Annotated in this window: 27 protein-coding genes; 3 read left to right on the top strand and 24 right to left on the bottom strand. The window is 38.8% G+C overall.

All coding sequences use genetic code 11. The features are described from left to right. Window positions 1–164: 164 nt before the first annotated feature. The 5 genes from rpmG to KQI58_RS14435 form a co-directional block, all read right to left on the bottom strand. Window positions 165–314, bottom strand: a complete 150-nt coding sequence (gene rpmG, locus KQI58_RS14455) for a 50S ribosomal protein L33 (RefSeq protein ID WP_010740369.1) — start codon at window positions 312–314, stop codon at window positions 165–167. Window positions 315–438: 124 nt separating this feature from the next. After that, complete coding sequence (locus KQI58_RS14450; RefSeq protein ID WP_216409759.1) at window positions 439–912, bottom strand: glutathione peroxidase; 474 nt, start codon at window positions 910–912, stop codon at window positions 439–441. 114 nt (window positions 913–1,026) lie between these two features. Then, complete coding sequence (locus KQI58_RS14445; protein ID WP_216409758.1) at window positions 1,027–3,153, bottom strand: penicillin-binding transpeptidase domain-containing protein; 2,127 nt, start codon at window positions 3,151–3,153, stop codon at window positions 1,027–1,029. A 421-nt stretch (window positions 3,154–3,574) separates the two neighbouring features. After that, window positions 3,575–5,515, bottom strand: coding sequence for a threonine--tRNA ligase (gene thrS, locus KQI58_RS14440; protein ID WP_216409757.1), 1,941 nt, complete (start codon window positions 5,513–5,515; stop codon window positions 3,575–3,577). Between the two features lie 318 nt (window positions 5,516–5,833). Then, on the bottom strand, window positions 5,834–6,010 hold the full coding sequence (locus tag KQI58_RS14435) for a 2-hydroxymuconate tautomerase (protein WP_016180667.1): 177 nt from the start codon (window positions 6,008–6,010) through the stop codon (window positions 5,834–5,836). Window positions 6,011–6,324: 314 nt separating this feature from the next. Here KQI58_RS14435 and KQI58_RS14430 point away from each other — a divergent pair, with 314 nt between their 5' ends. After that, complete coding sequence (locus KQI58_RS14430) at window positions 6,325–6,735, top strand: VOC family protein (protein WP_216409756.1); 411 nt, start codon at window positions 6,325–6,327, stop codon at window positions 6,733–6,735. A 17-nt stretch (window positions 6,736–6,752) separates the two neighbouring features. Next, window positions 6,753–7,619: a VOC family protein gene (locus tag KQI58_RS14425; protein WP_216409755.1), complete on the top strand. Its 867-nt coding sequence runs from the start codon at window positions 6,753–6,755 to the stop codon at window positions 7,617–7,619. A gap of 177 nt (window positions 7,620–7,796) precedes the next feature. Here KQI58_RS14425 and KQI58_RS14420 read toward each other — a convergent pair whose 3' ends face one another. Beyond that, on the bottom strand, window positions 7,797–8,186 hold the full coding sequence (locus tag KQI58_RS14420) for a hypothetical protein (protein WP_216409754.1): 390 nt from the start codon (window positions 8,184–8,186) through the stop codon (window positions 7,797–7,799). Window positions 8,187–8,550: 364 nt separating this feature from the next. Here KQI58_RS14420 and helD point away from each other — a divergent pair, with 364 nt between their 5' ends. Further along, complete coding sequence (helD, locus tag KQI58_RS14415) at window positions 8,551–10,833, top strand: RNA polymerase recycling motor HelD (RefSeq protein WP_216409753.1); 2,283 nt, start codon at window positions 8,551–8,553, stop codon at window positions 10,831–10,833. Window positions 10,834–10,876: 43 nt separating this feature from the next. On the opposite strand, the gene KQI58_RS14410 is transcribed toward helD, so the two are convergent. From KQI58_RS14410 to fabF, 18 genes are all read right to left on the bottom strand, one after another. Further along, on the bottom strand, window positions 10,877–11,596 hold the full coding sequence (locus KQI58_RS14410; protein WP_216409752.1) for a YebC/PmpR family DNA-binding transcriptional regulator: 720 nt from the start codon (window positions 11,594–11,596) through the stop codon (window positions 10,877–10,879). Window positions 11,597–11,668: 72 nt separating this feature from the next. Next, window positions 11,669–12,808 (bottom strand): nucleotidyltransferase, encoded by a 1,140-nt coding sequence (locus KQI58_RS14405; RefSeq protein ID WP_216409751.1) that lies wholly within the window; start codon window positions 12,806–12,808, stop codon window positions 11,669–11,671. 75 nt (window positions 12,809–12,883) lie between these two features. Beyond that, window positions 12,884–13,612, bottom strand: coding sequence for a class I SAM-dependent DNA methyltransferase (locus KQI58_RS14400; RefSeq protein ID WP_216409750.1), 729 nt, complete (start codon window positions 13,610–13,612; stop codon window positions 12,884–12,886). After that, window positions 13,612–13,968 carry a ribosome silencing factor gene (rsfS, locus tag KQI58_RS14395; RefSeq protein WP_367397942.1) on the bottom strand — a complete coding sequence of 119 codons (357 nt, stop codon included), beginning with the start codon at window positions 13,966–13,968 and terminating at the stop codon, window positions 13,612–13,614. The genes KQI58_RS14400 and rsfS overlap by 1 nt, the downstream gene beginning before the upstream one ends. 58 nt (window positions 13,969–14,026) lie before the next feature. Next, window positions 14,027–14,623 (bottom strand): bis(5'-nucleosyl)-tetraphosphatase (symmetrical) YqeK, encoded by a 597-nt coding sequence (gene yqeK, locus KQI58_RS14390; RefSeq protein WP_216409748.1) that lies wholly within the window; start codon window positions 14,621–14,623, stop codon window positions 14,027–14,029. Then, the gene (locus KQI58_RS14385; RefSeq protein WP_216409747.1) at window positions 14,613–15,248 is read right to left on the bottom strand and encodes a nicotinate-nucleotide adenylyltransferase; all 636 of its coding nucleotides are present in this window, start codon (window positions 15,246–15,248) and stop codon (window positions 14,613–14,615) included. The genes yqeK and KQI58_RS14385 overlap by 11 nt, the downstream gene beginning before the upstream one ends. A gap of 35 nt (window positions 15,249–15,283) precedes the next feature. Further along, complete coding sequence (gene yhbY / locus KQI58_RS14380; RefSeq protein ID WP_216409746.1) at window positions 15,284–15,595, bottom strand: ribosome assembly RNA-binding protein YhbY; 312 nt, start codon at window positions 15,593–15,595, stop codon at window positions 15,284–15,286. Window positions 15,596–15,624: 29 nt separating this feature from the next. Then, window positions 15,625–16,734, bottom strand: a complete 1,110-nt coding sequence (gene yqeH / locus KQI58_RS14375; protein WP_216409745.1) for a ribosome biogenesis GTPase YqeH — start codon at window positions 16,732–16,734, stop codon at window positions 15,625–15,627. Continuing rightward, window positions 16,735–17,259, bottom strand: coding sequence for a YqeG family HAD IIIA-type phosphatase (locus KQI58_RS14370; RefSeq protein ID WP_216409744.1), 525 nt, complete (start codon window positions 17,257–17,259; stop codon window positions 16,735–16,737). 127 nt (window positions 17,260–17,386) lie between these two features. Further along, on the bottom strand, window positions 17,387–18,121 hold the full coding sequence (locus KQI58_RS14365; protein ID WP_216409743.1) for an amino acid ABC transporter ATP-binding protein: 735 nt from the start codon (window positions 18,119–18,121) through the stop codon (window positions 17,387–17,389). Between the two features lie 18 nt (window positions 18,122–18,139). Continuing rightward, window positions 18,140–18,829, bottom strand: coding sequence for an amino acid ABC transporter permease (locus KQI58_RS14360; protein WP_216409742.1), 690 nt, complete (start codon window positions 18,827–18,829; stop codon window positions 18,140–18,142). A 12-nt stretch (window positions 18,830–18,841) separates the two neighbouring features. Beyond that, on the bottom strand, window positions 18,842–19,684 hold the full coding sequence (locus KQI58_RS14355; protein ID WP_216409741.1) for a transporter substrate-binding domain-containing protein: 843 nt from the start codon (window positions 19,682–19,684) through the stop codon (window positions 18,842–18,844). A 243-nt stretch (window positions 19,685–19,927) separates the two neighbouring features. Then, the gene (locus tag KQI58_RS14350) at window positions 19,928–20,713 is read right to left on the bottom strand and encodes an acetyl-CoA carboxylase carboxyl transferase subunit alpha (RefSeq protein ID WP_216409761.1); all 786 of its coding nucleotides are present in this window, start codon (window positions 20,711–20,713) and stop codon (window positions 19,928–19,930) included. After that, window positions 20,713–21,579, bottom strand: a complete 867-nt coding sequence (gene accD, locus KQI58_RS14345; RefSeq protein ID WP_216409740.1) for an acetyl-CoA carboxylase, carboxyltransferase subunit beta — start codon at window positions 21,577–21,579, stop codon at window positions 20,713–20,715. Before accD ends, KQI58_RS14350 begins: the two co-directional genes overlap by 1 nt. An 11-nt stretch (window positions 21,580–21,590) precedes the next feature. Next, complete coding sequence (locus tag KQI58_RS14340) at window positions 21,591–22,955, bottom strand: acetyl-CoA carboxylase biotin carboxylase subunit (protein WP_216409739.1); 1,365 nt, start codon at window positions 22,953–22,955, stop codon at window positions 21,591–21,593. 6 nt (window positions 22,956–22,961) lie between these two features. Beyond that, window positions 22,962–23,384 carry a 3-hydroxyacyl-ACP dehydratase FabZ gene (fabZ, locus tag KQI58_RS14335; protein ID WP_216409738.1) on the bottom strand — a complete coding sequence of 141 codons (423 nt, stop codon included), beginning with the start codon at window positions 23,382–23,384 and terminating at the stop codon, window positions 22,962–22,964. A gap of 15 nt (window positions 23,385–23,399) precedes the next feature. Then, entirely contained in the window at window positions 23,400–23,867 is a 468-nt protein-coding gene (accB, locus tag KQI58_RS14330) for an acetyl-CoA carboxylase biotin carboxyl carrier protein (protein WP_216409737.1), read from the bottom strand. A 2-nt stretch (window positions 23,868–23,869) separates the two neighbouring features. Then, window positions 23,870–25,096 (bottom strand): beta-ketoacyl-ACP synthase II, encoded by a 1,227-nt coding sequence (gene fabF / locus KQI58_RS14325; RefSeq protein ID WP_216409736.1) that lies wholly within the window; start codon window positions 25,094–25,096, stop codon window positions 23,870–23,872. Window positions 25,097–25,104: the final 8 nt, after the last annotated feature.

Below are 25,104 nucleotides of genomic sequence, written 5' to 3'. Positions count from 1 at the left end.
CGTGTAAAATATTGGGTTTCATCTCTCTAGTTTAATAGGAAAAAGACCAGATGAAAAGCGGTCAAAAGATTGATGTATCAATCCTTTGACCGCTTAAAATGTTATACTTCCTTTAATGTCAAAAAAGCCAGCAATCATAAGTGATCGCTGGCTTATTAATTTGACTATTTTACTTCTTTATGCAAAGTAACTTTACGTTCGCGTGGGCAATATTTCATTTTTTCCAAACGATCTGGATTGTTACGTTTGTTTTTATTAGTTAGGTAGTTACGTTCTTTACAAGAAGTACATTCTAAAGTGATATTTACGCGCATGATTTTCCCTCCCTAGTTAAGATCAGTTTTCCAAGATATTTCTCAGACTTTGATATCATATCATGTTTTTATTTTCTTGACTAGTCTTTTCATCAATTTCGTTAAGTAATTCTACTTGACGTTTTTAAAGTTGAGCTTCAATATCTTCAGCAATATCCTCTGGCTTTGTTTGTGATGCATAGCGTTTTATTACGTTTCCCTCACGATCAATCAGGAATTTTGTAAAATTCCATTTGATTGCTTTGTTAAGTAAACCACCTTGCGCACTTTTAAGATAGCTGTACAATGGTTCTTCCTTTTCGCCATTCACATCTATTTTTCCAAACGTTTCAAACGTCGTGTGATATTTCATCTGACAAAAATCTGCGACTTCCTCATTCGTACCAGGTGCTTGGTTGCCAAATTGATTGCAGGGAAAATCCAGGATTTCAAATCCACTATCTTTATATCGGTCATATAAGTTTTGCAATCCTTCATATTGCGGTGTGAACCCACATCCAGTCGCTGTATTAACGATCAATAAAACTTTTCCTTCATAATCCGCTAAAGATTTTTCCGTCCCATCCGTTTGTTTTACTTCAAAGTTATAAACTGTCATAGTGCCTACTCCCTTTCATACAAAAATCCATTAATACTTTTTAGGAAAATATTTTTAAGTTTTATGTCCTGCAAAACTACGCAAATAAAGCTAAGGAGCAAAAGCTCCTTAGCTTTATTGTACGCCATATGTGTCTGCAAATGCATTTATTATGTCTTTTGCAATTGCTTTATTTGTATCGTCATGCTCTTCATCCAAGTTTGGCAGCATCACACTAATAGCTATTTGTGGTTTGTCGTGTGGAGCATAGGCAACGATATTACTATTAATCGTATTAACTGCTTGACCATTGACTGATACAACTGTTTCGGCTGTCCCGGTTTTCGCCGCAGGATCAAGTTTAGCTGAAGCCAAGTCTCTAGCCGTTGTATAAGGATCGCTTCCGTGAACTGCTTGGTAAAAACCTTGCTTGATAATCCCCATCTGATCTGCTGTGATATTAACCTGATCTAGTTTTTTACCAGTAATCTCTTGTTGCAATTCTCCAAGACCACCACTATCATTGTTTCCGTAAATTCCTTTAACAACGTGCGGAGCGATTCTTGTGCCACCATTCGCTACAGTGGACGCATATTGTGCTAATTGCATAGGTGTATACGTATCATACTGACCAAATGACAGGTCGAGCAAATTTCCGCCCCCAGGAGCATGATCCGTTCCAAAGTCTTCGTTAACCAGCCCGCGCGTTTCGTTTGGCAAGTCAATTTGCGTCTTAACGCCCATCCCATATTCCGCAAAAGCGTTACGTAATTTATCGTACATCTCTTTAGAAGAAGCGCTCTCTGGCAAGGACATTTCTTGTTGATATTGCACTCCTAGCATACGCAAGACAATTTGCATCATATAAGCATTAGATGACCATTCCAATGCTTTTACTGTATTCAATGGAATTTGATTTCCTAGTACTTTATTATAAATTGACCCTTTTAACGCAGTACCGGATAATTTAATCGGTTGATCAATTAATGTGTCATTTCCAGTAATGGCACCCGTCTGATAACCAGCGGTCACTGTTCCGGCCTTCACTACAGAACCTGGTTCAAACGCGCTGGTGATTGTTCCTAATGTGTTTTCTTCTATCTCTTTGCTGTTCACATCATGTGTAAAGCCAGTCATAGCTAAAACTTCGCCTGTATTTGGGTTCATCGCTACAGCATAAGCCCCTGGAGAATACTTTGCAACACCACTATCAACTAAACCTTGATAATGCTTTTTCAAAATATCTTCGACTTTTTTCTGGAAGTCGCTATTAATAGTCAAAACGAGATTCGATCCCTTTTCACCTTTTTTAACTTCTTTTTGTTTTTCAATGTTTCCTTCACTATTCAAGGTAACCTTGTATTCACCTTTCTTACCTTGAAGCTGCTCTTCATATTGCTTTTCTAGATAGCTCTTGCCGACACGGTCATTCCTTGCATAACCTTTTTTCAATAATTCGTCCGCTTCTTCGGCAGGCAGTCCTTCTTTTTCCGTTGTAATTTTTCCTAAGATGCTTTTTAATGAACCATCTAAATCATCGTTATATGAACGATCCCAGTCAGTTCCTGTAGAAACACCTGGCAAATCTGAGGCTCGTTCAGCAACTACTGCCAACTCCTCATCCGTCACACCTTCGTTTTTGACAAAAACTGTGCTTAGCGCAGAAGCACTATTCATTCGTTTAAAAATCGTCGCAATTTTCAGCTGATCCTCGTTGAATTGAATTTCACTATCTTTAACTTTATCTACCAGTTTTTGGTATTCATTTGTATTATCAAGATTTTTTTCCTTAAAGGATAACCGATCTTCGGCCTCTTTTAAATGATCCTTATCCGCAAGCCAATAATCCTTTTTGTCTCGAGTAGTTAGATTTTCATCAGCCGGTACTTCGATTAATTTATCCAGTTCAACCGCTAGCTTAAGAATATCTGATGCATCCATCTGATTACCGCGAGTAAAAGTGATTGCCGGGTTAGCCTTATTATTAACTAGCGCTGTTCCTTTAGCATCATAAATAACCCCACGTGGTGCATTTTCTTTCACAGTGATCGTGGTAGAAGCCTTCATTTCGGCTTTCATTTTGTCGCCCTCAACGATTTGGAGATAGCCTAGCCTTGTAACTAAAATGACGAATAAGCCGAAAATGACAAAAAATAGAAAATTCAACCTAAAGGGGATATGACTCTTATTTTGATTACGGCCTTTTTCATCCGCAAGTTTTAATTTCTCAAAAAATTTCTTAAATGGATTCGTTAATTTCATTCATCTGTTCCTTCCACTTTGACAGTTACTTGTCTTATTGTAGCCGAAAAAGTAGTTTTTCAAAAGGATTAATCATGGTTCCTTTAATATAGTTTAAGAACTTCCACTTCATTTACGCTTAAAAAGCCAATGTGTTTCACGAGCATAGAATTATTTTTTTTATCGGAAAATAAATTAGCTTTAAATGTGGTTTTATCACAATCTGAAAACTTATTTTCTGTGAAACATTCAAATAGACGACCTTCTGTGGAAAACTTTAAAAAAAGAAAAGGCGACTATTACGCATTTTCTTTAAAAAGTTTTCCACAAATGATTTTTTTCTCTCGTTTATCGCCAATTTTAGTTTGTCTATTTCTAATGAGGCAGTTTTTCAACTGGATTTTAATAAAAAAAACCGGTGAGGGAACTCACCGGAAATTTCTTAATTACGACTCATGTTATCAATATCCGCTTTAATAGCCTCTACGAACAGATTTAAGTCTTGTACTTCTTGTTCCTCGCTACCATAGCGACGAACATTGACTGTTGCATCATTGACTTCCTTGTCCCCAATTACTAATAGATAAGGAATTTTTTGTGTTTGCGCTTGACGAATCTTGTAACCAAGTTTTTCATTACGATCGTCAACTTCAACCCGGACACCCTCACGAACCAAACGATCTTTCACTTCATACGCATAATCGCCATGATGTTCAGGTGATACTGGTAAGATCGCTACTTGCTCTGGTGCTAACCAAGTTGGGAAAGCTCCTTTGTATTGTTCAATCAAGTATGCAGTGAAACGTTCCATCGTTGAAACAACACTGCGGTGTACTACGACCGGACGATGTTCTTTTCCATCTTCACCAATATAAGATAAATCAAAGCGTTCTGGTAACAGGAAGTCAAATTGAATTGTCGATAATGTTTCTTCAGTTCCTAAAGCAGTTTGGACCTGTACGTCTAATTTAGGACCATAGAACGCTGCTTCCCCATCTGCTTCAAAGTAATCAAAACCAGATTCGTCCATAACTTCTTTCAATAAACGTTGAGAATTTTCCCACATCGCATCATCATCGAAATATTTTTCAGTATTTTCAGGATCACGATAGCTTAGGCGGAAACGATAATCTTCAAAACCAAAGTCTTTATAAACTTCCAAGATCAAGTCTAACGTACGACGGAATTCTTCTTTGATTTGATCTGGACGAACAAAGATATGTGCATCATTCATTGTCATTTCACGAACCCGTTGTAAACCAGATAAAGCACCAGATTTTTCGTAACGATGATCCATTCCAAGTTCAGCTAAACGAATTGGCAACTCACGGTATGAGTGAATATGGTTCTTATAAATCATCATGTGGTGCGGGCAGTTCATTGGTCGTAGAACTAATGATTCTTCACCATCGCCCATATCCATGATTGGGAACATGTCTTCCTTGTAATGATCCCAGTGACCAGATGTTTTGTACAAACCAGTATCTGCTAAAACTGGAGTATATACATGTTCATAGCCCATAGAAATTTCTTTATCAACAATATAGCGTTCGATAATTCGACGAATTGTTGCGCCTTTTGGCAACCAGAAAGGTAATCCTGAACCAACTTCTTGCGAGATCATAAATAGATCTAACTCTTTACCAAGTTTACGATGGTCACGTTCCTTGGCTTCTTCACGCATTTTTAAGAAATGATCAAGATCTGCTTGTTTAAAGAAGGCTGTTCCATAAACACGTTGCATCATTTTGTTATCAGAATTTCCACGCCAGTACGCACCAGCTACTGATAATAATTTGAAAATCTTGATTTTACCTGTTGAAGGAACATGTGGCCCACGACATAAATCGGTGAATTCACCTTGCGTATAAGCAGTGATCACTTCATCCTCGGGCAAATCTGTAATCAATTCTACTTTATATGGATCATAACTGAAGAAATCTAACGCTTCCTGACGACTCATTACTTTGCGTTCGATCGGCAGATTTTCTTTGATAATTTTTTTCATCTCTTTTTCGATTGCCGGGAAATCTTCTTCACTGATTTGTTCTCCGTCTCCATTATCAGTATCATAATAGAACCCTGAGTCAATCGCTGGTCCTACACCAAAGTGCATATTTGGAAATAAGCGGCGAATTGCTTGTGCCATTAAGTGTGCACTTGAATGACGAACTAGCGGCAATGCTTCTTCATCTTGTTCAGTCACGATTTTTAATTCCGCATCTTCTTCGATTGCTCGGTTTAAATCTTCCAACTCACCGTTTACAACAACTGCTAATGCTTTTTTTGCTAATGAACTAGAAATACTTTTCGCGATCTCTAAGCCAGTAATACCATTGTCAAACTCTTTTACTGATCCGTCTGGAAATGAAATTTTTACCATCCTATGTTCCCCCTTATTCGTTTTGATTGATAAAAAAAAGTCCTAGTACCGAAATCGGTACTAGGACGAATAAACGTGGTTCCACCTAATCTTTGGACAGAATTTCTGTCCCTCACAAGCGATAACGGTGCTGTCCGCTCCTGCATTTAACAAGAGTCTTCTGAAAGTGGTCATCCCTTGCGCTTATCTGGAAAAGTTTCAGCCTAGCTTTTCCTCTCTGTTAAACAGCCTTCAAGTTCAGGTGTCTTTCTTCATCAATCAATTACAAAGTCATTATAAACACTTATTGAATTGAAATGCAAGCATAAATAGGAAATCTTATTTCCATTTACCACCTTGTGCATATTTGCCCTTTTGCATCTCATTAATGATAACATGAATATTTTCTTTTGGCGCTCCTGCTGTTCTTGAAACTGCCTCAGTTACTTCCTCCACCATTTTGGTCAATTGTTCTTCTGTTCTTCCTTCAATTAATTCAATGTGTACGAATGGCATGATAAATCGCTCCTTTAATTTTTGATTTTTTCGCTTTATTTTATCATACTTTTCTCTAAAAAAATGGTGCTATAGTTTTCCTTTAGCTAACTCAAGGTAAAGTTGCTGTGACTAATGGCTCAGATTAGTTATGCCATTTCTATCAATAGCGAGATTTTTTTGTACAATATCGTTTGGATATCCAAGTATAATCACAACCAATGTCTCAGTATTTTTTCAAAAAAGTCAAAGCTTTATCTCGTCAGCGAGTCAAAATATTATTGATAGCCCTTTCTTCATGATAAAGTAGCAACATAAGAATGGAGGAAACTATCATGGATATCTATTTGCATTTTAAAGATCAAGCTACTGAAGCAATTGCCTTTTATGAAAAAATTTTTAAAACCGAACCCGCTCAAATCATGACTTTTGGGCAAATGCCCCAAGATGATGAGCACCCGATTGACGATGATCTCAAGGATTTAGTGATGAACTCCAATTTAAAAATTAATGACACAAATGTAATGATTTCAGACAGTCCTGAAAACTTAGCCCCTCCAATAGTTGTTGGGAACAACGTAGCCTTAGTCTATAACGCAAAAACAACTGAAGAAGCAGCAGATATTTTTCAGCAATTAGCAGAAAATGGTGCTGTATTGCTGCCACTTGAGAAAACTTTTTGGGCAGAACTGTATGGAATGGTTAAAGACCCTTATGGCGTAATTTGGCATATCAATCTTTATTAAAATGAGGAGGGAATTCCATGGAACAGCAATTTGGCTGCTGTCTCTGGTTTAATGGACATATTGGTGAAGCTGCTGAGTTTTATACATCCATATTTGAAGATAGTAGGATTGTGAATAAAACATATTTTATTACAGATGAACACGGTAAAATCGGTGACTTACTGACAATCACTTTAGAATTAGCTGGCTGTGAATTTCTTTTGTTGAATGGTGGTGATGATTTTTCGCCGACTCCTGCTATTTCCTATGTTGTTAATTGTGAAAATGAAGAACAGCTTCATAGCGTTTGGAAACAATTAAATCAGGACGGTGAAACACTAATGCCTCTGACAGATTATCCTGAGCTCGGCAAATTTGGCTGGACGAACGACCGCTATGGCTTTTCTTGGCAGATCCGTTTGGGAGAGAACTTGCAAACTATCATCCCCTGCATCATGTTTGCTAACAATAATTACGGTTTGGCTCAAGCCGCAATCGATGAGTGGATCGCTATCTTCGGGGGAAAACAAACTTTTATCATTAAAGGCAAAGAAGACCGATTGCGCGCTTCTGGTTTCCAGTTGCGTGGACACGACCTGATTATTATGGATAGCCCAGAAAAACAAACGTTTCATTTCACCATGGCAAACTCCTTTTACTTTTATTTCAAAGATCAGGCGGATATTGATCAAGTTTGGGATGCTATCACTCGTGATGGTAAGGAATGGCCTTGCGGTTGGATGGAAGACCGATATGGGGTTTACTGGCAAACGGTCAATAAGGAGCTTTTGAATTGGACCAATGATTCTGATTCTGAAAAAGCTCGTCGCGCGACACAAGAAATGTACAAAATGAAAAAAATTAATCTTGCTCAAATTAAACGAGCTTTTGATGGAACTGATTGAATTGTTACTTATAAAGTAGTTTATTCAGAAACAAAATAAAGGAGAACACCTATGGATCTTCACGATATGAAAGTCCATAGGTGTTTGAATTTTCTATTAAAGGATCGTTTATTTTAGAATCTCTTTGAATAAATAATTGAATAGTTCACTTTTATTTTTCTGTCATTTTACATTTATCTAATCATCTAAAAGCTTCATACTTGCTGATCTTTCGGCTTCCATCGCTTGTATATATATTTCTTCCATCTCTTCTTGCAACTCAGCAGCGATAAGAACCTCAATCCAACGTTTTTTCTCTTTTAGCGGTAAGTACTCAAATACATTTATTTCCCAGATGTAGGACTCTAATGTCTGAAATAGTGTCTTTTTTATCCTTTTAAGTTGTTGTTCTCCAGTCTCGATAATTTCTTTGAGTTCTTTGAGCTGATTAAAATCTGTACTCTCCACTAGTTGTTGGCGATAGATCATTTTTGTTTCCTCACTCGTATAGATCAATATATCAATCATTGTTTGAATCTCTTGCCTAAAAATTTTTATATTGTCTTTGTAAGTTGAATTCTTCATCATTTTTCTGCTCCATACTCCACTATCACAAATTAATTGAAATAATATCGAAATTTATTCAGTTACAACTAATTATTCGATCAGCCAGTCACACGATTATAATAATTATAAAAATATTATATCATCTATTTCTTCTTCAATGAACATTTAAAATGAATATTGTTTACAACAAAATTATTTCATTTAAAAACCACTAACTCTGAAATATCCAATCAACAAAAAGCATTCAAAAATCTTCCTATTCTAAAGCAAATTATCCCTTCCCAACTAGACAGAACGAGCCCTTTGCTTCTCTTTCCCCTTATGTGCTATACTATTATGCTGTTATAAACAGTTAATGGAAAAACAAAGGGGGATGGGATGCTCAATGAACGCAAGAGAGTACGAACAAGAGCACGTCCAACAGACAAGCACTTTGATCCAACAAGAAATAAATTTTTTGGACAGCCAAAAGAAGGAAACAAAAGCGAAATTTGATACCGATATGCTAGAAAATGCCGGACAAAGAATCCAAGGTGGTTCTTTTGAAGCTTTGGCTGAAACAATGGCTGACACTCGTCAGCATGAAGCAGAACTACTTTTACGCTATCAATCTTTAGCTTCTCAGGAAAAACGGCAACGGGCTTTGAGGTTGATGCTGGAAAATCCATATTTTGCACGAATCGATTTTAAAGAAGATCAGGAAGCTGAGACGCTTTACTTAGGAATCGCCTCTTTACGAGATCTCCAAGAAGAAACCGTGGTAATCGATTGGCGAGCTCCGATTGCTAATCTTTATTACGAGGGGACATTAGGGAAAACCCAGTACGAAGCTCATGACGCTATTATCCCCATTGAGTTATTGTTGAAGCGTCAGTTCAAAATTCGTGAAGGTCATATATTATCAATGGTGGATACATCTGAAGCAATCAATGATGATTTTCTATTGGAAATTTTGGATGAAGCCTCTTCTAATCATATGAAGAATATCGTAGCTACGATTCAACGTTCGCAAAATGAAATAATTCGAGATACAAGAAGTAAGGTTTTAGTAGTAGAGGGAATCGCCGGAAGCGGAAAGACCTCCGCATTACTCCAGCGTGTCGCTTACCTACTGTATCACAATCGTAAATGGTTAGATAATGAACAGGTTCTTTTATTTTCTCCTAATCATATTTTTTCTGATTACATCTCAACAGTCTTGCCTTCACTTGGTGAAAGTGGTATTCCGACCGAAACATTTAAAACCTTTTTAAGTGCCCTACTTCCGACCTATCAAATTCATACAGAAGAAAGCCATGAGGAAGTTTTTCTTTCTGGACAAGATGACCGAGTATTGCGAACGAAGAGTAGTTTTGCAATTGTTCAGGAATTGTATAAGTATGTCGATCGTATTACTGAGTTTGGTCCACTCTTTCGTGATCTTAAGTTGAATCAGGAAGTATTAATTTCTAAGAAGCAAATTCGCAATTGGTACCAAGAAGCTAATCCAGAGCTGCCAATGTATCAACGAATGCAATTATTGCAAACCAAGCTTTTGAAAAAAATTGGTGGCTTAGAAAAAGATGAAATGAAAAAAGATTGGGTGAAAAAGGCTGCAGATGAGTTGGTAGAAGCTGTATTTGTTAACAATCCTGATATGGAAGATTCAGAAAAAGCTGAACGCCGCTTACGCCGCCAAATGGCACAAAAGATTGTACGTAAAAAGATGCGTCCGATCCGGAGAATGATCAATCGTTTTGGATTTATTAATTACGCTAAACAATATCTACATTTCTTGCAAAGTATTCCAAATCGTCTCTTAGCTCATTATCAGTTGACTGATGAAAATTGGAAAGATATGCTCGAAGCATTGCGTTCCGACTTTAAACGGAAAGATATTAGTTTGGAGGATGGTACGTTGATGTTTCTTTTGATGAAATCCATTCATCCATTAGACGTGAAACAAAAAGCCCGCTTCATCTTTATCGATGAAATGCAGGATTTCTCACCTGCACAAGTGGCCTTACTACGTCACCTATATCCCAAAGCAACATATACCTTATGCGGCGACTTAAACCAAAAAGTTTTTGGAAATGAAAGTATGGTTCACTCATTAGAAGAGATTTTCCCAGAACAGTCATTGACTCATTTTGAACTGACTACGAGTTATCGTTCCACAGAAGAAATCACAAACTTCGCCAATCAGTTCTTAACGCAAGAAAATCGCGTTGAGTTAACTGCCCGGGTTGGCGACCTGCCGCAAGTCTATTATGCCAATGAATCTCGCCAAATGATTGACGGTTTGATTCATCAAATCGAAGAAACGGCTGAAGTGGCAAAATATTGGCGAACGGCTATTATTGCCAAAACAGTAGAAGAATGTCAGGCACTGTATGATCAACTGACTACAGATCAAAAAGAATACGTGCAACTATTGACTGATGAAGAAGACTTTATGAAGAAAAGTTTGATCATCATTCCTACTTATTTAGCAAAGGGCTTAGAATTTGATCGTGTATATGCGTGGAATATCTCGCCAGAAAATTACCATACTGAACAAGACAAATTAATTCTCTATACTGTTTGCACACGTGCGATGCATGAACTGAATTTACTAGTTATTGGAGAAAGAAGTCCTTTATTGGAAATGATTCCAGAAAATTTATATAAAGAACAGTCTCTACTATAAAAAAAGACCAGAAAGAAAAATGTTTCTTTCTGGTCTTTTACTATTAATCATCTAATTCGACATTATGATAAACTTGTTGAACATCTTCCAACTCGTCCAACACATCAATCATTTTCTCAAATTTTTCTAAGTCATCACCAGTTAAAGTGACTTCATTCTGAGGAATCATTTGCATTTCAGCAACGGAAAATTCTGTAATACCTTTTTCTTTCAAGGCTTCTTGAATCGCATTGAAATCTTCAGGTTCACCATAGACAATGATCTGACCTTCTTCATCTACTACATCGCGTACATCGATTTCTTTGTCCATTAAGTATTCCAAAATTTCGTCAGCATCTTCTCCGGCAAAACCAAATAGTGCTGTATTGTCAAACATATAAGCAACCGCACCAGAAACACCCATGTTCCCGCCATTTTTACCAAAAGCAGCACGAACATCCGAAGCTGTCCGATTTACGTTATTCGTTAATGCATCGACAATAACCATTGAACCATTCGGTCCGAAGCCTTCGTAACGTAATTCTTGGAACGTTTCATCGCCAGAACCTTTTGCTTTTTCAATTGCTCGATCAATAATATGTTTTGGAACATTATACGTTTTCGCACGTTCGATAACAAAACGTAATTTTTGATTGGCATGCGGATCAGGCTCGCCCGATTTTGCAGCTGCATAAATCTCAATTCCAAATTTAGCGTAAATTTTACTGTTGTTTGCATCTTTCGCAGTTTTCTTAGCTACGATATTCGCCCATTTACGTCCCATGTTTTCACTTCTCTTTCGTTAATTTCATACTTTCTCATTATAACGACTCACTTGCGCTTTGCAAAGTATTTTTTATACTCGGATTGGAAATCGCCCAATCGTTTGTTCCTGAGGATGAACTAATTGGTAAATTTGATCTGCACGATAGGTTAAAAAATGCTTGCCTTTCTCTTTCTGCCCTATTTTTGCTGCTACTGGTAAAGTAAATTGTTTTTTCTTGCTATTCAAATAAGCTTGTCCTTTTTCAGTAAAGCCCAAAATATGCAGCATTGAATTCTCCTGCTCCGCTTTTATCTCGACTTCTTTGACTTGGAGTAAAACATACGTTAAAAGACGTTGTAGCCGAGGCTGAGTGTAACGTTTCGTACTGATTTCTCTCAGATAATCCGAAAAATTATCAAACCCTCGTTCAACTAAGCGATGCTCAAGACCCTCTCTCATCTGGTAAATATCTCGCAGTTTGTCCACCGAACTTGCCCGCAGCTGATAATCTAAATAATACCAAAAATCTGACCACGAAATATGAAGCTGACTCACTTCAGCTTGTGTCTCCTCTGGTACAAAAGCTGATATATCTTCTCTCGCCAAAATAGCTTGTCGAATCCCCGTTGCACTTGCAAATTGATCAATTACTAACTGCTCATCATGGTAGCCCTGGTCTTTACGCGCTAGGGGGAAAATTTCCATTGGTCGATCGTACGTTGCATTTTCCTTTGCATAACTTAAACCTAAAATATGGTTAGGAGGAAACGTCTTCGCTTTTGGATACAAACGAGAAACAACTTCAGCCATCTTTTCCGGATAGCTCCAACCAATGGGAAGTTCGTGAAAAAGCTGATCAATCGCTGATTTTTCTTCAATGAAGAAACGACCGTATTCGGCGTAATCAAAAAGAGAATCACTATCTGTACCAAAACATAGGGCATCACACTTCAAAGCTTGCAATAGCTTAATACTGCCTCTAGCGAAATAATCTGCAGATTGTACCGCCCATGAAAAGGGCAGTTCCACTACGAGATCAACCCCATTTTGCAAGGCTGTCTTTGTTCGTGCCCATTTGTCTATGATTGCCGGTTCTCCTCGTTGTAAAAAATTCCCACTCATAACAGCCACCACCACATCAGCACCACTTAGTTCACGTGCTTTTTCCGCATGATATCGATGCCCGTTATGAAAGGGATTGTACTCTACTACAATTCCACAGCTGCGCATATTGGCCCTCCTCTTCTCTTTCATTTCACTAAAGTAATGAAGGTAAATTCACAAAAAAGCCGAGATTTCTCTCGGCTATTTTTGACAGACAAAAAACCAACGTTTACTTGTCTCATTCGGTGCTTCATCTGTAAAGTCTGCAAAAACTTCAAACTTAAAACCAACCTCAGTCAACATCTTCTGATATGTTTCTAATGGATATGTCCGTTCCTTATGCAATTCATCTATTCGTTCAAACATTTCGCCTTCTCTTTTTACAAAGAATGTCAAAAAGTGTTCAATACTATGTGGAAAATCGCCTGGATAGCTATCCCACAGAAAGGCAAAATCTTCCGTTTGATCATGAAAACTGTAATCCAGGAAAATTTCATCCATTTGATACGTCGAATGAACGTCAAATATGAATGTTCCTGAGGTCTCCAATAACTGATAGACACCTTCTAAAACTTGTTTGACTTGTGTTGCATCCTGCATATAACAAAGCGAATCTGAAAAGCAGGTCACCGCTTGATAGTTCCCGATATCTGTTAAGTCCAGCATATCTCCAGCAATCCAATTAATAGAGACATTTTCTTGAGTGGCACGATCACTGGCCAACGTCAGCATTTCCTCAGACAGGTCCAGTCCAGTTACATCAAAACCGTTTTTAGCAAATTCTACCGCTAACGCCCCAGTTCCACAAGCTAGTTCTAAGACCTGGTTTGTCGTTTTTGGCAGATGGCGTAATGAAAAATCCAACCATTGCTGGTATAACGAATCATCCATTATCTCATCATATACAAAGGCGAATGTTTCGTAAGCCATTAGTCTAACCAAGCCTCGATATTTTCAAGCGGAGCATCTGACCATAATTTTTCTAAATTATAAAATTCGCGTTCAGAAGTACTGAAGACGTGAACAATCACATCCCCTAAATCGATCAAGACCCATTTTCCACCGTCTTTTCCTTCAACACGTTTCACTTCTACTTGTGCTTCTTCTTCTTTATCGATGACCTCATCAACAATTGCGTTGATTTGACGATCTGAATTTGCTGAACAAATCAGGAAATAATCCGCCAATAATGAGACTTGTGAGACATTTAATGCCACGATATCAACTGCTCGTTTCGAGTCAGCTGCTTTCACGGCGATTTCTAACATATTTTTACTATCTATGATAATTCTCCTCCTTATTTCATATTCCTTGCTTATTTAATTTTTCTAGCATTGTCATTTACTACTGTATTCCAGCTACCCAACGATTATATGTATCAATCGTTTTAGGATAAACTGGCGTTTCACTTTCGATTAGATGAGCCAACGTATGTTTTGTTTCAAAAGCAACAGCCTGATCTAGATCGCTAAAAGCGATAACACGAGCGTCCTCTACCCCTGGAAAATTTCTACCTGGCTCGATATAATCTGCTACATAAATGATTTTATCCAGCAACGTCATTTCTGCTGATCCTGTGGTGTGCAATCGAATCGCATTCAATATCTCTTCATCTGAGATCTCTAACTCACGCGCAACAAAGTCAGCACCGACAAGCCCATGCCAGATAGCATTTCCATACTTTAACAGCTCTGTTTTGTCTTCATAATTTCCCTGAGTAATTGCTAATTTAAATTCTTCATCAGAACGTTCCTTCGCATAGTCATGTGTTAACGCAGCAATGCTAGCCTGCTCAGGTGAACTACCATAGCGTTCTGCCAACGCCACCGCTGTTTCTTCAACACCTAAAACGTGCTTGAAACGGCGTTCGCTCATGCGCATCTGAACGGCTTGCATTAAGGCTTCACGATCCAGTGCTGTATACTTCTCGCTATATTTCATCTAGATACAGTCCTTCTTCCAAGATGTATTCTCGCACCCGATCTGGTACAAGGTATCGAATCGAACAACCTTGTTTAACCTGTTTTCGAATGTAAGAAGACGACAACTGAATTTCTGGTACATCAACCCAAATGATTGGATATGGGCTCTCCGTTGAATAGCCTGCGCGCTTCACTCCTACAAAATTGACAAGGCGAACCAGTTCATCAATTCGATGCCATTTAGGTAAATAAGCGACCTCATCCCCGCCAATAATGAAATAGTACTCCGTATCAGGGTTTTCAGCGGTCATTTCCAGCATTGTATCAATCGTATAGCTTTTACCTTTACGAGCAAGCTCTCTTGTATCTACTGATAAAAAAGAGTTATCTTCAATTGCCAATTTAGCCATCGCCAATCGATGCTTACTATCGATCGTTTTCTTCTCATCTACATGCGGTGGTAAATAACTTGGCAGCAGATGTACTTCATCAAATCCCATTTTTTGCCCGACCTGTTCTGCAATCATTAAGTGTGCATTATGAATCGGATTAAAATTACCACCCAATAGACCAACCTGCTTTTTAGGCATCATTGTATCCGTCATTGGTTTGACTTTTGGAATCGTTAAGACATCTTGATACAACAGTTACTCCCCCTCATTATTCTAAAAAATGATGATTAAATACCTTGAACTTCTTTTGAGATTTTTTGATACTTTTCTTTACTTGAAGCTTTGTACAAAACCAAGACACGCCCAATAATTTGGACAATCTTGCAATTGATTTTTTCTTCTAATACGTGAGCCACATCTTCAGCGATCTCATCAGTATTTTGTAATAAATTGATCTTGATCAATTCTCTTTTTTCCAATGCTTCATTGATCTGAACAATTACTGCGTCATTGATCCCATTTTTTCCAATTTGAAAAATCGGTTGTAAATGGTGTGCCTGACTACGTAAGAAACGTTTTTGTTTTCCTCTTAATTCCATTCATACTCCCCTTATTCGGATGATAGATTTTAAATCAGTGCTTTACGGGTCAAAACATCTACGCCTTTCGGTGCCCAACCAGCTACGACAGCCGGCTTTGTCACTGTTACCCAGCCGAGACCTGCAAAAACGATGTCTGTCTTTTCTTTGATAGAAAATTCAAAACGGACCAGTTCTGGGAAACTTTCGACCTCATCTGGACGTGGCGGCTGCAATAATCCTCCGACATGTTTTTCATAGAAGGCATCCGCTTTTTCCAATTTCGTCCGGTGCGGTTCAATATCATTTGATACATAAGCAACAAATGAAGCGCGATCCCCTTGAATGAAATCGAATCGAGCTAACCCACCTAAAAACAATGTTTGACCAGCATTTAATTGATAAACTTTAGGCTTAATTTCTTTATGAGGTGCAATAATCTTCAAGTCTTTTTTTCCAAGATAATGCGCCATCTGATGACGATGAATGATTCCCGGTGTATCAAAAAGGTAATGTCCATCATCTAATGGAATCTCAATCTTGTCTAAAGTCGTACCAGGAAACTGCGAAGTTGTAATTAAATCTTGTACACCAGCAGTTTGCTTGATGATTTGATTGATCAATGTCGATTTTCCAACGTTAGTAACACCAACGACGTAGACATCACGCCCGTTCCGGTACTCTTCAATTTTTTCTAACAAATCAGCCATTTCATTTGGTTTACGCGCACTTGTTAATAGAATGTCCACTGGACGCAAGCCTTCTTCATGAGCACGTTCTCGCATCCATTGAGTCAAACGACCTCTTTTTAATGATTTCGGTAATAAATCGACTTTATTCCCTACTAGCTGTACAGGATTATCGCCGACAAATCGATGTAATCCTGGAATCAATGAGCCATTAAAGTCAAAGATATCCACCACATTCACAATCAAAGCGTCTGCTTTTCCTAATTCATTTAATAAACGTAAAAAGTCATCATCGGTCAATGAGACATCTTGAATTTCATTGTAATGACGCAGACGGAAACAACGCTGACAATATACCTCACCATTTGCTAAACCTTTTTCTAAAGCTGAAAGCGGTGTATAGCCTAATTCATTTGGGTGCTCTGTTTGAATCTTCGCGCCGCAACCGATACAAAATAATTCTTCTTCCATTTATAGTTCACTCTTCCATTTCATCTCAGGATCCTTGCGCAACAAAACATGCATCACACGACGTTCAAAAAAACGATTAATTCGTGTATTCCAACCATCTGTATTCAAAATTGGACGAACCAGAATACTTCGGATGCCAGCCGCACTAGCTCCGCGAATGTCAGTCATCACCTGATCACCAATCATGACAATCTCATCTTTTGAAACGCCTAATTGCTGCTGAGCATTCTTTATCCCAACCGAAAATGGTTTCATTGCCCGCGCAACAAAATCTAGTTGAAAACTTTCTAACGCTTTAGCTACACGGCTAGCCTTGTTATTTGAAACAACGACTACAGGAATTCCTGCCTCGTCCATCATTTTTAGCCAATCAATTAGCTCTTTTGTACCGTTGGGATTGTTCCAAGCAATCAGAGTATTATCTAAATCCGTCAGTACCGCTTTGAGTCCATGAGCTTTCAATTGCTCTGGGGTTATTTGATAAATGGCTTCAACCATCCACGTTGGTTTGTATTTATCTAACATCGCAACTCCTATAACTTTATTTGTACTTCTACAAAACCTGATTATAACGCAATTTTTTTGAAAACTCTACATTTCACTACAAAGGTTTAAAAAAAGACTAGGCTTTCTTTGCCTAGTCTCACTATTTTTATAATACTTTTGACAAAAAATCAATCGTTCGAGGGCTTTTCGTATGGTCAAAAACGTCCTCTGGTGTTCCTTCTTCTACGATCACGCCGCCATCCATAAAGATCACACGGTCACCAACTTCTTTAGCAAATCCCATTTCATGAGTCACGATCATCATGGTCATGCCCTCTTTCGCCAACTGTTGCATAACTTCTAATACATCGCCGACCATTTCAGGATCAAGTGCCGAAGTAGGTTCATCAAACAACATAACATCTGGTTGCATCGCTAATGCACGTGCGATAGCAATACGTTGCTGTTGTCCACCTGATAACGATTGCGGGTAGGCCACTGCCTTTTCTGACAAGCCAACTTTTTCCAGCAATTCTTTGGCGATCGTTTCCGCTTCAGATTTTGCCAATCCTTTAACCTTGATCGGTGATAAAGTGATGTTGTCTAAAACCGTCATGTTGGGAAATAAGTTGAACTGTTGGAAAACCATTCCCATTTTTTCACGTGTTTTGAAAATGTCGTTCTTTTTATCAGTAATATCCGTTCCTTCGAATCTAATAGTTCCTGAAGTCGGAACTTCCAATAAATTGACACATCGTAAAAATGTACTTTTCCCTGAACCAGACGGGCCAATAATTACAACAACTTCACCAGGAAGAATCTCTGCAGATATATCCTTAAGAACCTCATTGTCGCCGAATTTTTTATTTAAATGTTCAATTTGAATTAGTGCTTCTGTCATTATGTTCACCTCTGCTCCTTATCGCTGATAACCTTTTCCAAGTTTTTTCTCCCATAAATTCACCAAACGGGAAGTGATGAAGGTCATCACGAAGTAAACAGCCGCTGCGACAATTAATGGTTCCAAAGGAATATAAGAATTTGAGACAACAATTTGGGCAGAACCCATTAACTCATTGATTCCAATCGTTGCAAGCAAAGATGAATCCTTAATCAAAGTAATAAATTCATTTCCTAACGGTGGTAAAATATTTCTCAACGCCTGCGGTAAGATTACATAGCGCATTGTTTGCGCTGGCCGTAATCCTAATGAATGAGCCGCTTCTGTCTGACCATAATTCACCGCAGTAATACCACCGCGAATAATTTCTGCAACATAAGCTCCAGAGTTTAAAGATAAAACAATCATCCCCGGAAATAAACGACTCAAACTGACTGTCAACACACCGACATCTAAATCTTTAGAAGGGAAAAAACCTTGCAATAATAGAAATCCGATCGTAATCTGCAATAACATCGGAGTGCCACGAAGCACTTCGATGTAAATATTCGCTAACCAGTTTAAGGGCTTGTGTTTAGATAGTTTCAATAGCGCCATCGCAAGACCAATCAAAGTCCCTAGGCAGACTGTAACTAGCGAGATAATAACAGTGATTCCCGCTCCTGAAACGAAATAAGATAAGTATTTATCCAAAAAAGAAAAGTTCAAAACGTGTTTCCTCTATTCTTCTGCTGATTTTTCGGCTAATTCATGATTTTGTTGTACATACTCATCAATCTTACCTTCATCATTTAACTTCTTAATGATTTTATTGATTTCTGTTTGTAGTTTATCGCTACCGTCTTTTGGCAAAGCAATCGCAAAAGCTTCATCTTCATTTGCCTTCAAATCAATATTAGCGATCATTAATTCAGGATTTTGTTGAACATAAGATTCTGCGATTGTTTTTTCTACAACCATTGCATCCAATGAACCACTGTTCACTTCAATTACCATATTCGGTACCTTTTCGATTGAAACAAGTTTTGCATCTTTGATTTGTGTTTTTACAACATCTTCTTGAATCGAACCTTTTTGCGCACCGACATTTTTATCTTTTAATGTATCTAAACTCGTAAATTTATTTTCATTCTTTTTATTGATAATTAACACTTGTGGTGGATTGTAGTAATTATCAGTAAAGTTAAATTGTTCCTGACGTTCTTTTGTCGCCGAGATTGCTGAGATGGCGATATCTGATTTTCCTTCCTTCAATGAGGCTAAAACAGTGTTAAAGCTCATATCCGAAACTTCTGCTTTTACGCCTAATTGCTTAGCGATCTCATTAACTAAATCAATATCTGCACCGACAATTTTGTCTTTGCCGTCTACCATAGTATGGAACTCAAACGGTGCATAATCCGCTGACGTTGCAACTTTTAACACACCCGCCTTTTTGATTGCTGCTAATTGATCCTCTGTTTTAGCACTTGATGAGTCCGATGATTTATCGCCGCCTCCACCACATGCTGCTAGAGTAAATAATGCTACTAATGTCATAACTAAGCCGGTAATCTTTTTCATCCTAATTCCTCCTATTTTTGAATGCTTTTTTCAATGAATTTATTATAGCATGAAATTTTCATAAAACAAGCATTTTTATGTATAAATATTAAAAAGCTTTTGGATATAAGTTCTATTGTTGCATATAATTTGCCAATAGATGTATAAATATTTTCACCATTGTTGATAGAAAACTTCTGACTACTCCCAATTTTCATTATATAAAAGCAAAGACGACGGCCTTTGCCGTCGTCAAATGTTTGATTAAAATTTACGAAATCGTTGATATCTGTTTTCAATCAATTCTTTAGTAGAAATTTTTGATAGTTCAGTAATTTTTTCAATCAATGATTTTTTCATCATACGGATGATTTTATCCTCGCTGAGTTTTTTTCCTCTCAACGTTTCGGGAATGACTCGTTCAATAACCTCTAACTCTAAAAGTTCAGCTGCGGTGATTTTCATCAAATCAGCCGCCTCGTCTGCTCGTTTTCCATCTTTCCAGAGGATCGAAGCAAAACCTTCTGGCGATAAAATCGCATAAATACTATATTCCATCATCCACACTTCATCAGCTACAGCCAAGGCTAAAGCGCCTCCGCTGCCTCCTTCGCCTGTTACGATTGAAATAATCGGAACCTTCAAATCAGACATTTCCATAAGATTGCGAGCAATGGCTTCCCCTTCACCACGCTCTTCGGCTTCAACCCCACAGAAGGCGCCAGGCGTATTCACGAAACAAATCACAGGTCGATTGAATTTTTCCGCCTGCTTCATTAAACGTAACGCCTTACGATAACCTTCCGGATTGGGTTGACCGAAATTACGCTCCATATTCTCTTTCAGATCATTTCCTTTTTGAATCCCGATCACTGTGACTGGCTTTTCTGCAAGGTTGGCGATTCCGCCAACGATCGCAGGATCGTCACCAAATAATCGATCGCCATGGAATTCTTGAAAGTCAGTAAAAATCTTTTCGATATAATCCAGACTAGTCAAACGTTCTTGATGCCTCGCTAATTTTACAATTTCTCCAGCAGTCAGACCCATTATTCGCACCAGCCTTTCTGTTGATGAAATGATAATAATTGCGTTAAACGATCGCGCAGCTCTAAACGTGGAACGATTTGATCTATAAATCCATGCTGTAAAAGAAATTCCGCTTTTTGGAAATCATCCGGCAGCTGTTGACGAATCGTTTGTTCGATCACCCGTCGGCCGGCAAACCCGACTAAAGTTTGTGGTTCAGCTAAAATAATATCGCCTTCCATCGCGAAACTGGCTGTGACACCACCAGTGGTCGGATCAGTAAGAACGGTAATATAAAGCAAGCCAGCATTACTATGACGCTTTACCGCCGCAGAAATTTTAACCATTTGCATTAAAGAAAAAATTCCTTCCTGCATTCGAGCACCACCAGAGGCCGTAAAAAGCACGACTGGTAATTCTTCAACAACTGCTTTTTCAAAGAGCCGTGTGATTTTTTCACCTACCACGGTTCCCATGCTTCCCATGATAAAGTTGGCATCCATTACACCAATTGCGACAGTTTGATCATTGATGGTCGCCTTACCTGTTATAACAGCTTCATCCAACCCGGTTGTTTCTTTCATTTTATCGATTTTAGCCAAATAATCAGGAAAATCAATCGGATTTTTTTGAGCTAAATCATTGTCCCAATCGATAAAACTTTTTTCATCGATCGTCAGCGCCAATCGTTCCCAAGCGCTGATACGGAAGCTATATCCGCAATGCGGACAAACCTTTTCGGCACCCATCTCTTTTTTATAGAGTGTTCGTTTACAATTTGGACATTTCGCCCACATATCGTCAGGCACAGTTGGCTTCGTCGTCGGTGCACTGTCGCGATTAGGATTGATCCGAATGTAGTTTTTTTTCTTATTAAAAAGGCCCACCTAAATTCCTCCTACTCGCTTTGTTGCCACTCAGGTAAAAATGTTTTTTGTAAGAAGCTTGTATCATAATCCCCAAAGAGAACGCTTGGATGACTGATCAGATCCATTTGAAACTCAACATTTGTGATCACACCATCTGACACAAATTCACCTAGGGCTCTTTGCATCTTCATCAAAGCATCAAAGCGATCTTCTCCATGAACGATGATCTTTGCAATCATTGAATCATAATATGGCGGGATTGTCACCCCGCTGTACATCGCACTATCTACGCGCAGTCCTAACCCACCGCTAGGTAATAGCAGCGTTTTGATCTTTCCTGGAGAAGGCGCGAAGTTGAATGCTGGATTTTCAGCATTGATTCGACACTCGATAGAATGGCCTTTGAATTTCACATCTGATTGTTTTAGACCCAAAGGTTCACCAGCGGCAATCTTGATTTGCTTTTTGACAATATCAATTCCTGTGATCATTTCTGTGATGGGATGCTCGACTTGGATACGCGTATTCATCTCCATAAAGTAGAAGCTTCCATCTTCATCGCGTAAAAACTCAATCGTTCCGGCACTTTCGTAATTTACAGCCTTCCCTGCTTTAACGGCAATGTCTCCAAGCATCTTACGATTCTCTTCGCCAATCACCACAGAAGGCGCTTCTTCTAAAACCTTTTGATTGTTCCGTTGTAATGAGCAATCCCGTTCACCAAGATGGATCACATCACCCTGCTGATCACCAAGGATCTGCACTTCGATATGACGTGCTGGATAAATGATTTTTTCCATGTACATGGCGTCATCGCCAAAAGCTGCTTTCGCCTCTGATTTTGCTGATAGGAAATGCTTTTCTAGTTCACTTTTTTTTGGAACCTTACGAATACCTTTTCCGCCACCGCCAGCAGCGGCCTTTAACATGACCGGATAACCGATTTTGTCGGCAAGCTTTTCAGCTTCTTCTAAGGTATCGATCGCACCATCACTACCAGGAATTACCGGAACACCGGCTTCTTTCATTAACTGTCGCGCATGGATTTTATTCCCCATGGCGTCAATCGTTTTTTCACTAGGTCCTATAAATTTAATATTGCATTCTGCGCACATCGTCGCAAACAAACTATTTTCTGATAGAAAACCAAAGCCGGGATGGATCGCTTCAGCATTCGTCACAATCGCCGCACTTAAAATTTCCTGCATATTCAAATAGGATTCACTTGAACGAGCCGGACCGATACAAATCGCTTCATCCGCCATCTCCGTATGCAACGCTTCTTTATCTGCCTCAGAATAAACCGCAACTGTCTGAATTCCTAATTCACGACAGGCACGGATTATTCGTACAGCAATTTCGCCGCGATTGGCGATCAAAATTTTTGAAAACATAGACATCTATCCAATCATAAAAGTCAATTCTGCTTCGGCTACTTTTTTACCATCGACATAAGCGATGCCTTTTCCGCAACCTGCTGAAGAACGAACTTTTGTTAATTCTACTTCTAAAACTAAAGTATCTCCTGGAACGACTTTCTTACGGAATTTCGCCTTATCGATTCCGCCAAAATAAGCTGTTTTACCTTTGAACTCATCCATCGACAATAAAGCGACGGCACCTGCTTGAGCCATTGCTTCGACGATTAATACACCAGGCATCACTGGTTCGTGAGGGAAATGTCCTTGGAAGAATGGTTCATTAACAGAAACATTTTTCTTCGCTTTGATGCTTTTTCCTGCTTCTAATTCTTCCACGCGATCGATCAACAACATTGGATAGCGATGCGGGATGATTTCTTTGATTTCTTCAATTGTTAACATTTTAAATCCTCCTATTTAGCCAATTCGAAATAATGGTTGGCCGTATTCAACAACGTCTTCATTTTCTACCAAAATCTCAGTGATGGTACCGTCAAAATCACTCGTGATTTCATTCAATAGTTTCATCGCTTCAATGATGCAGACTGTTTCGCCTTGCTTCACTGCATCTCCGACTGATTTATATGCCGCTTGTTCTGGTGATGGCTGCAAGTAAACAATCCCAACGATTGGTGAAGTGATGACTTGACCATCTCCTTTTGTCACAGTTGGTTCTACTTCCGGTTCAGCCGTTGTCGAACTAGTTGGAGTTGCTGCAGCGACTGGCACTTCCACGGATTGTTCCGTTTGTATAGGTGCCGCAGTTTGACGACTTGTTTGATTTTTATTCATATATAATTCAAAACTGCCCTCGCGTAAATCAAATTCAGTGAGGTTCGAATCGTTAAATTGATTCAACAGTTCTTTGACTTCGTTGATTTCCATTGTTATGCCTCCCAGCGTTTCAAACAGATCACAGCGTTGTGACCGCCAAAACCTAGAGAATTACTTACAGCGTAATTAACTGGTGTTTCTTTTGCTTCATTCACAACAACATTTGCTTTGATTTCTAGATCTACTTCTTGGATATTCGCAGTTGGCGGAATAAATTGGTGTTGTAACGCCATCAGTGATGCTACTGCCTCTACTCCACCAGCACCGCCTAATAAATGGCCAGTTAAAGATTTCGTACTGCTGACATACGCATTTTTAGTCAATGCCGCTTCGATTGCTTTACTTTCGGCCTTATCATTGGCTTGCGTACTGGTTCCGTGAGCATTCACGTAATTTACATCTTCAGGTTGAATGCCTGCTTCTTTTACTGCTTCTTTGATCGCTCTAGCTGCTCCCTCGCCATCTGGTGATGGGGCAGTCATATGGTAAGCATCACAAGTCGCACCATATCCAACGATTTCACCTAAAATGTTTGCTCCGCGTTTTTGTGCATGCTCTAAAGACTCTAAGACTAAGACGCCAGCACCTTCACCCATAACAAATCCATTACGATCCGTATCAAATGGAATAGATGCGCGAGCTGGATCTTCTGAAGTACTAAGTGCAGTCAACGCCGCAAAACCAGAAATACCAATCTTATTGATACAAGATTCTGCTCCACCAGCAATGATAACATCTGAGTACCCATGTTTGATGTTACGGAAAGCTTCACCAATTGAGTGCGTTCCGCTGGCACAAGCTGTTACCGTACTTGTACAAATACCTTTTGCGCCAATACGCAAAGCAACATTTCCAGCTGCCATATTTACAATAGCTAACGGCACAAACATTGGTGATACGCGCGCTGGACCTTTTTTATCCATTTTTATAACTTGATCTTGGATAGTACCTAAACCGCCGACACCAGATCCGATCATCACGCCAAAGCGCTCCATGTCTTCCTCTTCTGTGTTGATACCGCTCATCTCTAATGCTTCCATTGCAGAATAAATGGCATACAGCGAGTAAGTTTCCATCCGTTTGGTATCTTTTTTAACAAAATATTTTTCCAAAGGGAAATCTTTGACTTCCGCCGCAACGCTAATACCAGTTTCGCTGGCATCAAAACGCGTGATCGGACCAAAGCCGTGATTTCCTTCTTTTAAATTCTTTAAAAATGTTTCTTCATCGTTTCCAATTGGTGAGGCAACACCAAAGCCTGTAATTACGACACGATTCATATTTTTCC

This window comes from Enterococcus raffinosus, from assembly GCF_018917525.1.
GTDB classification, from domain to species: domain Bacteria; phylum Bacillota; class Bacilli; order Lactobacillales; family Enterococcaceae; genus Enterococcus_A; species Enterococcus_A raffinosus_A.
Note: the sequence above shows the minus strand (reverse complement) of the source record. Positions and strands in the feature narration are given on the sequence as shown.

Bases quoted from the DNA above. Each gene is read 5' to 3' on its own strand.
- KQI58_RS14355 (WP_216409741.1), bottom strand. From the start codon at position 19,684: ATGAAAAAGATTACCGGCTTAGTTATGACATTAGTAGCATTATTTACT.
- KQI58_RS14435 (WP_016180667.1), bottom strand. From the start codon at position 6,010: ATGCCATTCGTACACATTGAATTAATTGAAGGAAGAACAGAAGAACAA.
- fabZ (WP_216409738.1), bottom strand. From the start codon at position 23,384: ATGTTAACAATTGAAGAAATCAAAGAAATCATCCCGCATCGCTATCCA.
- KQI58_RS14425 (WP_216409755.1), top strand. From the start codon at position 6,753: ATGGAACAGCAATTTGGCTGCTGTCTCTGGTTTAATGGACATATTGGT.
- KQI58_RS14350 (WP_216409761.1), bottom strand. From the start codon at position 20,713: ATGGGTCTGACTGCTGGAGAAATTGTAAAATTAGCGAGGCATCAAGAA.
- thrS (WP_216409757.1), bottom strand. From the start codon at position 5,515: ATGGTAAAAATTTCATTTCCAGACGGATCAGTAAAAGAGTTTGACAAT.
- KQI58_RS14340 (WP_216409739.1), bottom strand. From the start codon at position 22,955: ATGTTTTCAAAAATTTTGATCGCCAATCGCGGCGAAATTGCTGTACGA.
- KQI58_RS14450 (WP_216409759.1), bottom strand. From the start codon at position 912: ATGACAGTTTATAACTTTGAAGTAAAACAAACGGATGGGACGGAAAAA.
- yqeK (WP_216409748.1), bottom strand. From the start codon at position 14,623: ATGAAATATAGCGAGAAGTATACAGCACTGGATCGTGAAGCCTTAATG.
- yhbY (WP_216409746.1), bottom strand. From the start codon at position 15,595: ATGGAATTAAGAGGAAAACAAAAACGTTTCTTACGTAGTCAGGCACAC.
- KQI58_RS14430 (WP_216409756.1), top strand. From the start codon at position 6,325: ATGGATATCTATTTGCATTTTAAAGATCAAGCTACTGAAGCAATTGCC.
- yqeH (WP_216409745.1), bottom strand. From the start codon at position 16,734: ATGGAAGAAGAATTATTTTGTATCGGTTGCGGCGCGAAGATTCAAACA.
- accB (WP_216409737.1), bottom strand. From the start codon at position 23,867: ATGGAAATCAACGAAGTCAAAGAACTGTTGAATCAATTTAACGATTCG.
- rpmG (WP_010740369.1), bottom strand. From the start codon at position 314: ATGCGCGTAAATATCACTTTAGAATGTACTTCTTGTAAAGAACGTAAC.
- KQI58_RS14410 (WP_216409752.1), bottom strand. From the start codon at position 11,596: ATGGGACGTAAATGGGCGAATATCGTAGCTAAGAAAACTGCGAAAGAT.
- KQI58_RS14420 (WP_216409754.1), bottom strand. From the start codon at position 8,186: ATGATGAAGAATTCAACTTACAAAGACAATATAAAAATTTTTAGGCAA.
- KQI58_RS14370 (WP_216409744.1), bottom strand. From the start codon at position 17,259: ATGTTAGATAAATACAAACCAACGTGGATGGTTGAAGCCATTTATCAA.
- KQI58_RS14400 (WP_216409750.1), bottom strand. From the start codon at position 13,612: ATGGCTTACGAAACATTCGCCTTTGTATATGATGAGATAATGGATGAT.
- helD (WP_216409753.1), top strand. From the start codon at position 8,551: ATGAACGCAAGAGAGTACGAACAAGAGCACGTCCAACAGACAAGCACT.
- KQI58_RS14405 (WP_216409751.1), bottom strand. From the start codon at position 12,808: ATGCGCAGCTGTGGAATTGTAGTAGAGTACAATCCCTTTCATAACGGG.
- KQI58_RS14365 (WP_216409743.1), bottom strand. From the start codon at position 18,121: ATGACAGAAGCACTAATTCAAATTGAACATTTAAATAAAAAATTCGGC.
- fabF (WP_216409736.1), bottom strand. From the start codon at position 25,096: ATGAATCGTGTCGTAATTACAGGCTTTGGTGTTGCCTCACCAATTGGA.
- KQI58_RS14445 (WP_216409758.1), bottom strand. From the start codon at position 3,153: ATGAAATTAACGAATCCATTTAAGAAATTTTTTGAGAAATTAAAACTT.